Annotated in this window: 14 protein-coding genes; 3 read left to right on the top strand and 11 right to left on the bottom strand. The window is 62.5% G+C overall.

All coding sequences use genetic code 11. From position 1 onward, the window contains the following. Positions 1-9: 9 nt before the first annotated feature. The 6 genes from P9292_RS09185 to P9292_RS09160 are packed head-to-tail and all read right to left on the bottom strand — an operon-like array spanning position 10 to position 5,360. The gene (locus tag P9292_RS09185) at positions 10-999 is read right to left on the bottom strand and encodes an ABC transporter ATP-binding protein (protein WP_309958639.1); all 990 of its coding nucleotides are present in this window, start codon (positions 997-999) and stop codon (positions 10-12) included. Next, entirely contained in the window at positions 996-1,529 is a 534-nt protein-coding gene (locus tag P9292_RS09180) for an ABC transporter ATP-binding protein (protein ID WP_309958638.1), read from the bottom strand. The genes P9292_RS09185 and P9292_RS09180 overlap by 4 nt, the downstream gene beginning before the upstream one ends. Next, positions 1,489-2,013 (bottom strand): ATP-binding cassette domain-containing protein, encoded by a 525-nt coding sequence (locus P9292_RS09175; RefSeq protein WP_309958637.1) that lies wholly within the window; start codon positions 2,011-2,013, stop codon positions 1,489-1,491. Before P9292_RS09175 ends, P9292_RS09180 begins: the two co-directional genes overlap by 41 nt. Continuing rightward, positions 2,010-2,873: an ABC transporter permease gene (locus tag P9292_RS09170; RefSeq protein ID WP_309958636.1), complete on the bottom strand. Its 864-nt coding sequence runs from the start codon at positions 2,871-2,873 to the stop codon at positions 2,010-2,012. Before P9292_RS09170 ends, P9292_RS09175 begins: the two co-directional genes overlap by 4 nt. Further along, positions 2,870-3,790 (bottom strand): ABC transporter permease, encoded by a 921-nt coding sequence (locus P9292_RS09165; protein WP_244830690.1) that lies wholly within the window; start codon positions 3,788-3,790, stop codon positions 2,870-2,872. Before P9292_RS09165 ends, P9292_RS09170 begins: the two co-directional genes overlap by 4 nt. 1 nt (position 3,791) lies before the next feature. Then, on the bottom strand, positions 3,792-5,360 hold the full coding sequence (locus P9292_RS09160; RefSeq protein ID WP_309958635.1) for an ABC transporter substrate-binding protein: 1,569 nt from the start codon (positions 5,358-5,360) through the stop codon (positions 3,792-3,794). Positions 5,361-5,611: 251 nt separating this feature from the next. Between P9292_RS09160 and P9292_RS09155 the strand changes: the two genes are divergently transcribed. Further along, entirely contained in the window at positions 5,612-6,673 is a 1,062-nt protein-coding gene (locus tag P9292_RS09155) for an LLM class flavin-dependent oxidoreductase (protein WP_250494605.1), read from the top strand. Positions 6,674-6,794: 121 nt separating this feature from the next. Here the strand turns inward: P9292_RS09155 and P9292_RS09150 are convergent, their stop codons facing one another. From P9292_RS09150 to P9292_RS09135, 4 genes are all read right to left on the bottom strand, one after another. Beyond that, positions 6,795-8,036 carry an acyl-CoA dehydrogenase family protein gene (locus P9292_RS09150; RefSeq protein ID WP_309958634.1) on the bottom strand — a complete coding sequence of 414 codons (1,242 nt, stop codon included), beginning with the start codon at positions 8,034-8,036 and terminating at the stop codon, positions 6,795-6,797. Between the two features lie 96 nt (positions 8,037-8,132). Continuing rightward, positions 8,133-9,137: an NrtA/SsuA/CpmA family ABC transporter substrate-binding protein gene (locus P9292_RS09145; protein ID WP_309958633.1), complete on the bottom strand. Its 1,005-nt coding sequence runs from the start codon at positions 9,135-9,137 to the stop codon at positions 8,133-8,135. A gap of 43 nt (positions 9,138-9,180) precedes the next feature. Beyond that, positions 9,181-9,924: an ABC transporter ATP-binding protein gene (locus P9292_RS09140; protein ID WP_244830683.1), complete on the bottom strand. Its 744-nt coding sequence runs from the start codon at positions 9,922-9,924 to the stop codon at positions 9,181-9,183. Further along, a complete protein-coding gene (locus tag P9292_RS09135; protein WP_309958632.1) occupies positions 9,921-10,760 on the bottom strand; it encodes an ABC transporter permease subunit in 840 nt (279 codons plus the stop codon). Before P9292_RS09135 ends, P9292_RS09140 begins: the two co-directional genes overlap by 4 nt. 310 nt (positions 10,761-11,070) lie before the next feature. Here P9292_RS09135 and P9292_RS09130 point away from each other — a divergent pair, with 310 nt between their 5' ends. Then, on the top strand, positions 11,071-12,018 hold the full coding sequence (locus tag P9292_RS09130) for a dioxygenase (protein ID WP_309958631.1): 948 nt from the start codon (positions 11,071-11,073) through the stop codon (positions 12,016-12,018). Positions 12,019-12,027: 9 nt separating this feature from the next. Then, on the top strand, positions 12,028-12,246 hold the full coding sequence (locus P9292_RS09125; RefSeq protein ID WP_244830680.1) for a tautomerase family protein: 219 nt from the start codon (positions 12,028-12,030) through the stop codon (positions 12,244-12,246). A 283-nt stretch (positions 12,247-12,529) separates the two neighbouring features. Here P9292_RS09125 and P9292_RS09120 read toward each other — a convergent pair whose 3' ends face one another. Beyond that, complete coding sequence (locus tag P9292_RS09120) at positions 12,530-13,858, bottom strand: hypothetical protein (protein WP_309846547.1); 1,329 nt, start codon at positions 13,856-13,858, stop codon at positions 12,530-12,532. Positions 13,859-14,400 lie beyond the last annotated feature (542 nt).

The raw sequence follows: 14,400 nt of genomic DNA, 5'->3' as shown, positions 1-14,400 counted from the left end.
GCGTGCGTCCTATGTCTGCTTCGATGCGATGGGAAAATGACACATCACGCGATGCGTCGCGGACAACTGATAATCGGGCGGCGCTTCCGTGCGGCAGACGTCGCGCACAGCGGGGCAGCGCGTATGAAAGACACAGCCGGAAGGCGGCGCTAACGGCGATGGAATCTCGCCACCAATAGGCTCGACAGCGAACGAATCCGGCGCGGACGCGGCGATCAGCGCATGCGTGTACGGATGCGCCGCGCGCTCGACGATATCCTCGCGCGTGCCTCGTTCCATGAAGCGTCCGAGATAGAGCACGCCGATATGGCTGCTCATGAACGCGACCACGGCGAGGTCGTGCGAAATCAGCAGATAGGACAGGCCGAGCGCATCCTGCAGGTCTTTCAGCAGGTTGAGCACTTGCGCCTGAATGGACACATCGAGCGCGGAAACCGGCTCGTCCAGCACGAGAATCTCCGGTTCCAGCACGAGCGCGCGCGCAATGGCCACGCGCTGACGCTGGCCGCCGCTCAACTCGCCGGGGCGCCGCCGTTTGAATTCCGCAGGCAGGCCGACTTGCGCGAGGAGTTCGTCGAGACGCTTGTCGAGTACCGCGCGAGCAAGCCCGCTGCGCTGAATACGCAGCGGTTCCAGCACGATGTCGCTGATCGTCATGTGCGGATCGAGCGAGCCGAACGGGTCTTGCAAGACGGCTTGCACGGCGCGTTGCCGCCAGCGGACGTCCTTCGCCTGCGTGTGCTTGCCGAAGACGCGTTCGCCGAAGAAGACGTTGCCCTGGCTTGCATCGTCCGCGCCGAGGATGATCTTCGCCAGCGTGGACTTGCCCGATCCCGATTCGCCGACGAGTCCGAAAGTGCCGCCAAGCGGCAGCACGAACGATGCGTCTTCCACGGCGCGCAGCATCTTCGGACGCGCGAAAAGTCCACCGCGCACCGGGAACGTTTTGGCGACGCGCGCCACTTCTATCGCTGAGACTTGCGTGTCGGAAGCACTCATGTCGTGGCCGTCGCAAGAGGAGGATGCGCGGTGACGTCGTACTCTTGCGGATGCCAGCACGCGACTTCGCGGCCGGCATCGAGCGAGCGCGTCGCGGGATAAGTGCTCAGGCAATCGGCTTGCGCGCGCGGGCAACGCGGCGCGAAGCGGCAACCTTCTGCAATGCTGCCAGGCAAGGGCGGATGTCCGGGAATCACCGTCAGCCGATGCTGCAAGCTGAACAGTCGCGGCACCGCGCCGAGCAGCCCTTTCGTATAAGGATGGCGTGGCCGCGCGAACACTTCTTCCACCGGACCCTGCTCGATGATGCGCCCCGCATACATCACCGCGACGTCGTCGCAATAGCCGCGCACGAGATGCAGATCGTGTGTGACGAGCACGATCGCCGTCCCGCGTTCGGCTTGCACCTCGCGCAACAGGTCGAGTATCTGCAGGCGCACGGTGATGTCGAGCGCGGTGGTCGGTTCATCGGCGATTAGAAGGCGCGGATTACACGCGAGATTCATGGCGATTGCCACGCGCTGGCGCATGCCGCCGCTGAACTGATGCGGATAGCTCTTGAGCCGGGCTCTCGGGCGCGGGAATGCGTACGCGCCGCAATAATTCGATGGCGCGCGCCTCGCGTTCGGCGCGGCCGGTCACGCCCTCCCGATAACGAAACATCTCCGTGATCTGCCGGCCGATGGTCAGAAGCGGATTGAGCGAGGTCATCGGGTCTTGCAGAATCATGCCGATATCCCGGCCACGCAGCGCGTTCAGTTCGGCGGGTGTCTTGTCGCGCAAGTCGACGCCATCAAGCAGAATGCGGCCCGACCTCAAGCGCACGCCGCGCGGCGGCAAACCAAGCACGGACAAACACGTCACGCTCTTGCCCGAACCCGATTCGCCGACGAGACCCAGCGTGCGGCCCGCGTGCACGGAAAAGCTCACGCCGTCGACGAGTCGCACGCGTCCGTTCGCGCCGGGCGCTTCGGCCACGAGATCGTCGATCGCGAGCACGGGCTGGTTGCTCATCGCCAGTCCTCCCCGGCGCGTTCGCCGCGTTGCAGACTCTCGCCGATGCGGTTGCTGCATAGAACCGTCGCAATCAGCACGAGGCCCGGCAGCGCGGAGAGCCACCACGCGGTATCGAGATAATTGCGGCCCTCGGCGATCATGCCGCCCCACGAAGGATCGGGCGGCTGCACGCCGAGTCCGACGAAGCTCAACGCTGCTTCCATGAAGATGACGAGCCCGATGTCGAGCGTCAGCAAGACGATGAACGTATTGCGCACGTTCGGCAGCAGATGACGCAGCACCACATGAAGCGGCGTGGCGCCGGCCAGTTTCGCGATCAGGATGAAATCGCGTTCGCGCAGACTCAATGCCTCGGCGCGGATGATGCGCGCGAAGCGCCCCCAGTTCGCGAGCGTCACCACGATGACGATGTTGGTCACGCTCGGCCCGCATATGCCGACGATCAGCATGGCGAGGAACACGGGTGGCAGCGCGTACTGGGCATCGACGACACGCATGAGCGCGGCATCGAAACGTCCGCCGACATATGCCGACAAGAGCCCCGCCAGCGCGCCGAAAAAGCCCGCCAGCAGCACCGCGCAGAAGGCGATGGAAAGCGAGATGCGTCCGCCATGGAGCGTGCGCGTGAAGACGTCGCGACCCATCTGATCCGTGCCGAACCAGTGATGCATGCCAGGCGCCTGAAGCGTCGCCGCGAGGTCGATGGCATTGGGATCGACGCGCGTGAGCCACGGCGCGAGCACGGAGCCCGCGACGATCAGCACCAGCACGCCGGCGTTGATCGCGACGCCGCTATCCAGCCATGCCAGGCGGCCCCTTGCGTGCTCGCCGCTATTGGAGGGAAAACGCGCGCTCATTGTCGATACCGGATGCGTGGGTCGATGAGCGCATAGAGCACATCGACCGCGAGATTGATCGAGACGAACAGCAGCACGGAAACGATCACGGCCGCTTGCACCACCGTGAAATCGAGCGTGCTGATGGCCTCTACCATGAGGCTGCCGAAGCCCGGCCACGAAAACACGGTCTCGATCGCCACTGCGCCGCCTATCAACACGCCGAACTGCGAAGCCGTGAACGCGACAATCGGCAGCGCCGCGTTGCGCAGCGCGTGCGTCACGATCACGACGCGCTCCGGCAAGCCCTTGATGCGTGCCATGCGGATGTAATCGGCTTCGAGCACGCTCAGCATGTTGGCGCGCGTGAGCCGCGCGATGCCCGCCGCCGAATACCACGAGAGCGCGGCGACGGGCAGGATCAGATGACGCCACGAGCCGTGGCCGCCGGTTGGAAGCCAGCCCCATTGCACGGAGAAAAGACGGATGAGCAGCAGCGCGACGAAGAACGGCGGCGCGGCCTGACCGAGTACCGCAAAAAACGACGCCGCCCGATCGAAGAGAGATCCGCGCCGCACCGCCGAGACGACGCCGAGCGTCAACCCGAGCGCGAGCGCCACCGCCAGCGACACACCCACGAGCAGCAGACTGGATGCAAGCCGGCTGAGCGCCATGGTGAGCGCCGGCGCGCCGAAGTGAAACGAGTTGCCCATGTCGCCGTGGAGGATGCCGCTCAAGAAACGCGCGTACTGCACGGGCACGGGATCGGCAAGACCGAGTTGCTCGCGAAAGAGCTGCCGGTCCGCTTCGGTGGCTTCGGGCGGCATCAGCAAGTAAGCGGGGTCGCCCACCATGCGCACCAGCACGAAGATCAGGACCGACATCAGCCAGACCGTGATCAAGGCCGAGCCCACCCGCCGCAGACCGTAGGCGATCATCTCAGTTCCCCGCCACGGTCGGCGCGGCCCATTGCACCGAGCGGAAGTTCAGGAAGCCGCCGCCTTGCTGCGGTTGCCATTGCAACGTCTTCTTCTTCGCATACACGTAGGTGAATTCGGAGATGAAGAACGCAGCGGCGTCGTCGTGCAGTTCGCGTCCGACCTGCTGGAAGATCTCGCCGCGCTTCTTGGTATCGCTGACGCGTGAGGCATCGGCGAGCAGCGCATCGACCTTCGGGTTCGAATAGTCGGACCAGCTTCCATTCGATGCAAACGCGCCGCCCACCGGATGCACCGGGTCATACAGCGCATTGGTGAACTGACTCAGTGCGAGCGGCCCGGACGTGTGTGTATTGTTCAGGCGCTGGAAGGTGGCATAGGTGAGGCGGTTGAGCTTGACCTTCACGCCCACTTGCCCCCAGTACGCGGCGATCGCTTCGGCCACGCCTTGCGGCATGTCGCCCTGGATGTTGAGCGTGGTCTCGAAGCCCTTAGGATAGCCCGCTTCGGCAAGCAGCGCTTTCGCCTTTGTCGGGTCGTAGGCATACGGCTTGATCGAACGATCCGCGCCGTACGGATAGTAGTTGGAGATCATCGTGCCGAGCGGCTCGCCCACGCCATAGAGCACGCTCTTGATGATGGCTTGCGTATCGAGCGCATAGCTCAGCGCCTGGCGCACCTTGACGTTAGAGAACGGCGAGTTCTTGTCGGTCGTGTAGACGCGCACGTACACCGGCGACGCGACGCGGCTTTCGATCACGTCCAGCCCGCTTTCCTTCTTGAGCCGAGCATAGTCGGAGAAGGGCAGCGCGACGGAAATATCCACTTCACCGCGCAGCACCGCATTGACACGGCTCGCGGGCTCGGTGATCGCGCGAAAGATCAGCGTCTTCACGCGGGGTTTTTCGCCCCAGTAGTCGTCGAAGCGCTCCAGAACGAGTTCGCTGCCGCCGGGCGCGAGCGACTTGAACTTGTACGGCCCGAGCGACACCGGCTTCTGCGCGAAGGCATCCGGATTCGGCAGACTCGCGAGATAGTCGGCGGGCACGATATACAGATACCCCGCGATCTTGTTCGCGAAGGCGCCGTCCGGCGCCTTGAGCTTGAAGACTACGGTGAGGTCATCGGGCGTTTCCACCGAATCGATCACCGGCGCGAAGAACGGACGGCGTGTGCTCTTGCTGCGTGGATCGAGCACATGTTCCAGCGATGCCTTCACGTCGCGCGACGTGAGCGTTGCGCCGTTGTGGAACTTGACGTTGGGACGCAGCTTGTAGGTGAAGACGCGCGCATCGTCGGATACTTTCACGCTCGTGGCGAGACGCGGCACGAGATCGCCCTTCAGGTCGAAGCCATAGAGCGTGTCGTAAATCTGCCATCCGTAGCGCAGCGAATCGCCGCTGACAGCCACGAGTCCGTCGAGGTTGTAGAACTCCTTCTCGACGCCGATCACGACCGTATCGCGATCGACGGCGGGAGCCGTGCTCGCCGCCAGTGAAGGTTCGATGAACGCGCCGGACAAAGCGGCGGCGAAGACCAGTCCGCGAAGGACCGACGAAAACGTGCGCATGGATGGGAGCTAGGTAGGGAGCGTGCAGGTGAGTAAGCAATGATGACGCGCGCCCGGCCTATTGCGAAGCGAGCAAATCGAATATGCATATGAGCCCTGCGCTCGTGAGGTTTTCTGCGCCGGGCATGAACGAAAGGCATGCTCGCTTAATGCGTTTCGCGCAGTTGCTTATCTTCAGAAATTCGAAAGCGCGCACGCGTGCGGCGTTAGCATGTGATCCCCTTCATTGCGTCTTCTCGCGTATCGAATCGATGTCTTCCAACTTTCCACGCTTCGGCGTCTGGGCGCTCGTGCACGGCAGCCGCGCGGCGCTGCAGGACCCCGCAGAGCCTTATGACGCATCATGGGCGCGCAACAAGGCACTCGTGCTCGAAGCCGAGCGTCTTGGATACGACTCGGTGCTCGTCGCCCAGCACACGATCAATCCGCACGATCCCTCGCTCGATCAGCTCGAAGCGTGGACGGCATCGGCTGCGCTCGCGGCGCTGACCTCGCGCATCGAGATCATCACGGCGATCAAGCCTTATCTCTATCATCCGGTGGTGCTCGCGAAGATGGCGCAGCAAATCGAGCACATCAGCGGCGGGCGCTTCGCCATCAATCTGGTGAATGCGTGGAATCGTCCGGAGCTGGAGCGCGCCGGTATCGGTTTTCCGGAGCATGACGAACGCTATGCCTATGGCCGCGAGTGGATAGCCGTGCTCGACAAGCTCTTGCGCGGCGAGGTCGTGAATCATCATGGCGACAACTTTCGTATCGACGAATACCGCTTGCGTCCCGCCGATCCTTTTCGCGCGCGGCCGCGCTTCTATGTCGGCGGCGAATCGGAACCGGCGCGCTCGCTCGTGGCCGCGCATGGAGACGTGTGGTTCATCAACGGCCAGCCGCCTGAAGATGTTGCACGCCTGATCGCCGATGTCGGTGCGCGCGTGCGTCCCGCTGGCGCCGATGCCTTGCGTTTCGGCTTGTCGGCCTTCGTGATCGCGCGTGAGACGCAGGCGCAGGCTGAGGCGCATCTCGACCATCTCTTTGCGTTGGCGGAACTCGACAAGCCGCTGCGCGAACAGCAGAAGGCCAATACCGATCCAAACACGGTCATGCACAAGACCTTCGCGAAGACGGCGCGCGTGGGATCGAACGGCGGCACGGCGGCGGGTCTCGTCGGCGATTACGATACGGTCGCGCGGCGCGTGGCGGACTTTCACCGGGCGGGAATCGAACTCTTCATGCTGCAGTTCCAGCCGTTCGAAATCGATATGCGCGGCTTTGCGGAAGAGGTCGTGCCGCGCGTGCGTCGATTGCTTGCTGCGTAAAACGAAGGGGTTGCGCTTCTGTTTATGCGTAAGGAGCGCTGCGGCGCGCTTTGGCGGACGTGCGCCGCTGGGGCCGCGCAGCGCGTTCCCCCTTGGTGAGCGAGAACGCCGCAGCCCGAGATCAGAAAAACGCGCCCGTCGGCGGCAGTTGTCCGTTCAGCAAGTGCTGGCCAAGCAAGCGCTCCTTGTAGAGCCGCGGATTATGCGACGCGATCACCTTGATGTTGCGCCAGTGCCGGTCGAGAGCGCCCGTGCGCGAGACGACCGAGCCTGATCCCAGATCGATCAGCCACGACGCGATTTGCGGCGCGAGATCGTCGATGACGACCTTCGCTTCGGCCGCCGCGAACGTGGCTGCGAGCGTGGTGTCGTATTCATCGCGCGTGCCATAGCCTTCCGATGCACGCTGCAGCGCCGCGACCGCGCGGTCCGCCGTCGCCTCGACACTCGCCGCATAAGCACGGATGCGCCCGAGCAGGGTCTGCAACACCGGTTCGTCTGCCGGATGCGCGGCCTCGCCATGATAGAAGTTGCGGCCGCGCGAACGAAGCACCTCGACGGCATCCAGCGCCACGCGCCGCACGATGCCCGCGATGCAGTTGGTCAGATAAACCTGATGGAAGGTGTATCCCCAAGGCGCGGCTTCATCCGACCTTGGCGGGTCAGTCGGATAGACATGCGCGGCCGGCACCATCACGGCGCGAAACCTGGCCGTGCCCGAACCTGTCAAGCGCTGGCCGAAGCCTTGCCAGTCGTCGGCGTCGTCCACGCCTTCGCCGCGATCGAGCACGTATTGCACGTTGCGGCCCGCGCGACTTTCCACGGCAAGGCCGATGAACGCATCGTTGTAGAGGTTGCCCGTGGCATAAACCTTGTCGCCGGAGCCGACATAGACATCGCGGCTTGCGTCCCATTCCAAACGACTCAGAACCTGCGTCGGTCGCGCGCCAGCGGCAGTCACATCGGTCTGCGTGAAGCTCAATCCGACGGTCTTGTTCTGCCTTGCGAGGTCGAGAACGTGCGCATGAAACGGAAGGTCGCGCCGCCTGAGCGCTGCCTCGATTTGCCAGAGATGGTTACGAAACGCGTGCGCGATGTTCGAATCCGCCGCCGCGACATCACGCGCGACGACGAACAGTTCGCTCAAGGACAAGCCGAGGCCACCCGCATCGACGGGCAGACGCGAGCGGCCGAAGCCCGCCGCCTTGAGCCTTGCGATCTCCTCGTGCGGCAGACGATGCGCAAGCTCGCGTGCAGCCGCAGTCGATGCAATGTCCGCGATGATCTCCGCGAAACCGAGCCTTGCTGACAGCGGCGAGACCAGTTTCGGCGCGGTAGGGTCGATGTTCTTCGTATCAGACATGGGATCGCTCTCGTGCGAAGTTGCGCGACCACGCGTTCGGCAGATTGCGGCCGTGATCGCAGGCCAGTGTGTATCGCATGTTCATGGCTCGCCTCGTCAGACCTTGATGCTGTAGTCGGCCACCTTGATGCGCGAATTGATGATCTTGCGTTCCGCGAGCCAGTCGGCGGCGCGTTGAAGCTGCGCCATAAAGGCAGCGTCATCGGGCTCATGAAATTGATTCACGCGCTTGAGACTCGCCAGATAATCGCGCACCTGATCGGGATATTTCGCTTCACCCTGCACGAGTTTTTCGGATTCGTTGGAATGACTCGACTGCCATGCGCCTTCGACGTAATACGCGTCGATGACCGCGCGAATCAGCTCGGAGTTTTCCTCGGTGAACTTGCGGCGCGTCACGAGCGAGCTGTAGTCGATCAGAAAATCCAGATCGCGTCCTTCGTTGAAGATGTCCTTTGCGTCGTTGGCGTTGCGCGCAATGTCCACGGCGGGCGACCACATCGACCATGCATCGACCTTGCCTTGCGCGAAGGCGGGCGCTGCGTCGGGTGGATTCAGATAGACGAATTCAACCTTGCCGCGGTCGATGTGATTCTTTTCCAGCGCTGCGATCAACAGAAACTCGCCGAGCCCGGAACGGTTGACCGCGACCTTTCGCCCGGCCAGATCCGCCACCGAATGGATGCCGCTCGTCTTCTTGACGATGATCGCGGTCGAGCGCGGCGAATAGACATCGAACGCATTGAAGACGAGTGGCGAGCCTGCGAGCATCGACGCAAGCGCGGGCGTCGTCGAGCCCCAGAAGCCGAAGTCCGCGCTGCCGCCGACCACGGCCTGTAGCGAGGGCGCGTGATTCGGAAACGGACCGATCCATTCGACCTTGATGTTCTTGGCCGCGAGCGTCTTTTCGAACACGCCACGTTGCCGCGCGATATCGGGAAGACTGCCGTAACCCCAACCTATGCGCACCGCGTCCGTGTTGCGCGTCAGCTTGCGCGGTTCGGCGGCGCGCGTGGGAATCAGGCTGCTTGCGGCGACGCCGGCCACGAGGCCGCCTGCCGCACGCAACCACTGGCGGCGGTTCAGCGAGGAATCGATCATTCTTGTTGGTACCTTTCGAGTTTTGCAGGAAACGATTGGTGGATCAGTGAGACTGGACGCCCAGTTCATCGAGCAGAATCGGCCGCAATTGCAGCGGCGCGTGATCGCCGGGCCGAAACGATGCAGCGATGCGACCCGCGCGCATCACGAGAATCCGGTCGGCGAGCGTGAGCGCTTCATCGACGTCATGCGTCACGATCAGCACGCCCGGCAGATGACGCGCGACGAGTTCCTTGACGAGCCCGTGCATCTTGATGCGCGTGAGCGCGTCGAGCGCCGCGAATGGTTCATCGAGCAACAGGAGCGCGGGGTCGCGAACCAAAGCGCGCGCGAGCGCCACGCGTTGCGCCTGACCGCCGGAAAGATTCCGAGGCCAGTCATCTTCACGGCCCGAAAGTCCGACTTCGCCCAGCGCGCGCGCGGCGCCCGTGCGTCCTACCGTGCTTTCATGGCCGAGCGCGACGTTCTCCCACAACGTCGCCCAAGGCAGCAGCCGATGCTCCTGAAACACGACGGACGGCCGCTCGGGCGCGCGAATCTCGCCGGCATCCGGCCGGTCGAGCCCGGCGAGCGCGCGCAAGAGTGTCGTCTTTCCGCAGCCGCTTTCGCCTAACAACGCGACGAATTCGCCTTTGCGTATATCGAGGTCGAGTGCATCGATGACGACGCGCTTGCCATAGCGCCGCTGCAGACCTCGCACCGATACGGCAAGGGACGCGTGGCTCACGCGTTCGGCGGCGCGCGCGCGGATGTCGGAGTCGCGCGACAGGGCGATGCTCTCGGTCACTGGGTTGCTCCTTTGGCGTAGTTCGCGTGCCACGACAAGAAATGCGCTTCGAGCAGACGCACCAACGCGTCCGCCACCACGCCGATGACCGCGTAGATGACGATGGTCAGCACGATGACATTGGTTTGCAGGAATTCGCGGGCGTCCATGGCGAGGAAGCCGATTCCCTTGGTCGTCGCGAGCGTCTCGGCAATGACGAGCGCGAGCCACGCGTGAGCGAGCGCATAGCGCACGCCCGTGAGGATCGACGGCATGGCGCCGGGAAGAATGATCCGTCGCACGATCGCGGTCCAGTCGAGGCCGATCACCTTGGCGAGTTCCATCAGCTTGGGATCGATCTGACGGATGCCGAGCATGGTGTTGATATAGATGGGAAACAGCACGGCAAGCGCGACCAGAAAGATCTTCGCGACTTCGCCGACACCGAACCACACGATCACGAGCGGCAGCATGGCGAGGAAGGGAATGGCGCGCACCATCTGAATGGAGCGATCGAGAAGCGCTTGCGCGAGCGGCGAAAACCCGACCGCGATTCCGAGCACGAGACCAACCGTCCCGCCGATAACGAAGCCCGCGACGGCGCGCAAAAGCGACACACCGAGGTGAACGAAGAGATCGCCAGAGCGCATCAGACCGAGCGCGGTTTCAAGAACGCTGCTGGGCGCGGGAAGCACTTGCGGCGTGATGAGTCCTGCGCGTGCTGCCGCTTCCCAGATCACCACGACACATGCGGGGACCAGCCACGAAAGCAGCTTGTAGAACGTGCCTTTCGACACGCCGAAGCGTTGCCGTTTCGATGCGACATAGCTGTTGCGAGTGGATGTCAGGTCCGCCATGTCGGTTCCATGAAATGCCGTGAAAGAGGTGCTTGAGCGGTGACGCACTTGGCGCCAAGCGAGCCTGTTATTAAAAGCCGCGCGGCATTGCAATGACAAACGGTTTTTTCTGCTTTGCTTTTCAGGGTCTGGGTGGGGATGTTGTGAGGTCGTGTTCGTCGATGACTGGAATGCAGTTGCCCCGTTGTAGCGAACGATGCATTCCCGCCGTCCGCGATACCATTGCGAGGCAGACAATGGAACTCGGGCAGATGCGTTACTACCGCCGCACCGGCTTGCTAATGAAGCATGAGCCGCCATGGAGACAGCAATGATAGTCAGCAATCAGCAGGAAGTGACCGAAGCCGTGCTTGCCGAACTGAGCCGCGCGCCGGATGCGCGCTTTCGCGAGATCATGTCGGCGGCGGTGCGTCATCTGCATGGCTTCGCGCGCGAGGCGCGGCTGTCCGAGCCGGAGTTTCATCAGGCATGCGCGGTCATCGCGAAGCTCGGGCAGTTGACCACCGAATCGCATAACGAAGTCGTGTTGATCGCCGGATCGCTTGGGCTGTCCGCGCTCGTGTGCCTGCTCAACAACGGCGATCGCGGTCAGACCGATACGACCGCGAACCTCATGGGCCCGTTCTGGCGCATGGACTCGCCGCGCACTGAAAGCGGCGGCAGCATCGTGCGCTCGCCGACGCCGGGCGCGCCTATCTTCGTCAACGCTTGGGTGCGCGATTCGAGCGGGCGTGCGGTGGAAGGCGCCGAGGTGGACGTGTGGCATACATCGGCGGATGGTTACTACGAGAATCAGGACCCCGCGCAGGCGGATATGAATCTACGCGGCAAGTTCACTACCGATGCCAACGGCCACATCGCGTTTCGCAGCGTGAAGCCGGCGGGCTATCCCATTCCGCTGTCGGGCCCGGTCGGCGCGCTGCTACGCGCGCAAGGCCGGCACAACATGCGGCCTGCGCATATCCATTTCATGATCTACAAGCCGGGCTTCAAGACACAGTTTTCGCAGGTCTATTCGAGCGATGATCCCAATCTCGAGACCGATGTGCAGTTCGGCGTGACGCGCGCGCTCGTCGGGCAATATGTGCTGCACGACGGCGAGACCGCACCCGGCGCGGACGTTCAAGGGCCGTGGTATTCGCTCGATCATCACTTCGTTATCGAACCCGGCGAAGCCAGGCTACCGAAGCCGCCTATCACTGGCAAGACAACCGGTCCGCGACCCGAGCAAACCGTGCTCGAACGCACCGGACATTGAGGAACCGACATGCCTATCGTACATATTTCCCTCGTCGAAGGACGCGATGAAGCCGCCGTCAAGGCCTGCGTGAAGGCGGTCGCGCGCACGGTCCATGAAACGCTGGGCGCACCGCTCGACACCATCCGCGTGTATGCCACCGCGGTGCCCGCCGCGCATTGGGCCGTCGGCGAACGCACGAAGGACGAGATGCCCGCAAGCCCGAACAAGGCAGAAGAGTCGCGATGACGCCGCGACTGTTCATAGGAAGATGGATGACGCCATGTCGGGGCGACTGAGATCGCCGGCACCACATCGAACGAGATCGCGTGATGCGCATCGACGATAACGGGACCTTCTGGGGGCTTGGCTATGAAGGCCCGCTCAGTGGCGGTCGTGGCCTCGATGGCAAGCCTGTCGACGACATGCGCTAGCGCGCGCGTTCATGCGGCACGCGTGAAAGATGATCTGAAACGATAAGGCCCACGGCTTTGCGCGATGCGGCAAACCGTGGGCTTTTGTTCAGAGACGCTCAGACATCGGCATGTGTGCTCGTGAAGTTCACATAGCTGTTGTACGTCGGCGTGATCGGCGCACCGTTGATCATGATGCCAAACGTGTGATTGCCGCTGTCGAGCACGTAGTACATGGCCGAGTGAATGTTGTGCGTCTTGCGTGCGTCGTAGAAAGATTGCAGGCGAGACTGCACGAAGGTCGCGCGATAAGCATCCGTCTGCTCGGGGTTCGCGTTCCACTCGGTGATCATGAAAGGTACGCCGTAGCGCGCCTTGCAGTACTGCGGCAGATCGAAATGCGGGCCCGCGCCGTCAGAGCCGATGTCGAACAGGTCACCATACACTTCGTAGTTGTGCCACGTCGTGATGTCCCAGCGGACCTTCGGATAGCCACTCGTGCCATCCGGCTGGAAGCCGTCCCACAATGCATCCGATGCGCCGATGTCCGCCACGCAAAAGTTGATGCCGCACTTCGCGTCCGGCTGCACTGCTTTCACGCCGGCGATGAGACCGCGCATGACGCCGCGCATGACGGGCCAGTTTGCGTTGTTGAAGTCGGCTACGTCCGTTCCCGCGCGGTTCGAATACAGCACGGTTTGCGAGCGGCGCGTCAACTCATTGCCGCATTCGTACATGGTCACGCCATAAGGCTTGAGCGCGCTCGCAACCGTCAGGCCGGTGTTGTAGGCGTCGGCGTAAGCGGCGGCTTCGCTGCCATACAGCGCGCCTGAAGCATCGGTCAAACCTTGCTGAATCAGGCAAAGCATGCTGATACCCGTTCCGTTGAAGGCCGACGCCAGCTTGGCGACGGCGCTGATCTGCTTCGACGTCGAATTGCAGCCCACCCGATACATGTTGCAGCCCATGCCCTTCAGGATCGCGATGAGTTGCGGAGGGGTGTAGGTGTAGTCGTAATGGCCGTTCATCCCGAAGAACATGCCCGGCGTCGCTGCCATCGCAATGCGCGGGTCACGGCAGATGAGCCATTTGTTCGACCACACGTAGAACTGGCCGCTCGTGTTCTTCTGGTAAATCTTGCCGCCCGACCAGAGGAGCATCGAGACATTGGCGATTGAAACAGCCGTCTTGTTCTTGTACACGATGGCGCCGGTCACCGTCCAAACCGCACCCGTCTTGTCCACGATCGACGTACCGCTCGGGATGGTCGTGCCATCGGCGGAAGGCGTGACTACCGCGGCCTTTGCGGTGGAATCGAGTTGCGTGGAATCGTCGGAAGCCTTGGTTGCCGCTTGCGGTAGATCGCTACCGCCGCCGCCACATGCGGAAAGCATATAGGTCCCGGACAACGCGCTCATGCTAGCCAGAAATTTACGTCGATTAATCATCATTTCGCAGTTCCGCTGGTCTGGCGGAACACTCCTTAAGGTCAGAGATCGATATCAATGTCCTATTAAGTAAGGACGACTAACGAATGAGCCAAGGATGCAGCAGTGTTTGCCTTGCCTACCTGGGATGCTTCAAAGTTGGCCGTTGTAGCAGGGAAAGAGCGAACTTCGTGCAGTAACCACCGGCCTGCCGTGTTGCCCTAACTTCGTTCGACACGCGATGCGAAGCCGCCGCGCCTGTGTCTCACAACCACCTTCTTCAAAGTTCATACGATAGGTCGGATTTTACGCAATGTTACAAAAAGCGTGTGAGAATTCGAACGTTTTCGGGCAAAAAGTAACGAACGCATGGCGTTGCCGTATGGAAGAGGAAAATAGTGCGACTCTGCTGCAGTGCTTTATAGGAGTATTTGCCCATTTTTCGTTGTTTTGCGCGAGAGTGAACAAATTACCTATACCCATGTACGAACGTACTATTCCCAATTTTTGCGTCATAGCAGCGTATTTTTGGTGGGCGCAGCGCGACGAGAAAGACGCTCCGA

Source organism: Caballeronia sp. LZ001, from assembly GCF_031450875.1.
GTDB lineage: Bacteria > Pseudomonadota > Gammaproteobacteria > Burkholderiales > Burkholderiaceae > Caballeronia.
Note: the sequence above shows the minus strand (reverse complement) of the source record. Positions and strands in the feature narration are given on the sequence as shown.

Coding starts and splice junctions, on each gene's coding strand:
- P9292_RS09185 (WP_309958639.1), bottom strand. CDS start 999: ATGAGTGCTTCCGACACGCAAGTCTCAGCGATAGAAGTGGCGCGCGTC.
- P9292_RS09180 (WP_309958638.1), bottom strand. CDS start 1,529: ATGCGCCAGCGCGTGGCAATCGCCATGAATCTCGCGTGTAATCCGCGC.
- P9292_RS09175 (WP_309958637.1), bottom strand. CDS start 2,013: ATGAGCAACCAGCCCGTGCTCGCGATCGACGATCTCGTGGCCGAAGCG.
- P9292_RS09170 (WP_309958636.1), bottom strand. CDS start 2,873: ATGAGCGCGCGTTTTCCCTCCAATAGCGGCGAGCACGCAAGGGGCCGC.
- P9292_RS09165 (WP_244830690.1), bottom strand. CDS start 3,790: ATGATCGCCTACGGTCTGCGGCGGGTGGGCTCGGCCTTGATCACGGTC.
- P9292_RS09160 (WP_309958635.1), bottom strand. CDS start 5,360: ATGCGCACGTTTTCGTCGGTCCTTCGCGGACTGGTCTTCGCCGCCGCT.
- P9292_RS09155 (WP_250494605.1), top strand. CDS start 5,612: ATGTCTTCCAACTTTCCACGCTTCGGCGTCTGGGCGCTCGTGCACGGC.
- P9292_RS09150 (WP_309958634.1), bottom strand. CDS start 8,036: ATGTCTGATACGAAGAACATCGACCCTACCGCGCCGAAACTGGTCTCG.
- P9292_RS09145 (WP_309958633.1), bottom strand. CDS start 9,137: ATGATCGATTCCTCGCTGAACCGCCGCCAGTGGTTGCGTGCGGCAGGC.
- P9292_RS09135 (WP_309958632.1), bottom strand. CDS start 10,760: ATGGCGGACCTGACATCCACTCGCAACAGCTATGTCGCATCGAAACGG.
- P9292_RS09130 (WP_309958631.1), top strand. CDS start 11,071: ATGATAGTCAGCAATCAGCAGGAAGTGACCGAAGCCGTGCTTGCCGAA.
- P9292_RS09125 (WP_244830680.1), top strand. CDS start 12,028: ATGCCTATCGTACATATTTCCCTCGTCGAAGGACGCGATGAAGCCGCC.
- P9292_RS09120 (WP_309846547.1), bottom strand. CDS start 13,858: ATGATTAATCGACGTAAATTTCTGGCTAGCATGAGCGCGTTGTCCGGG.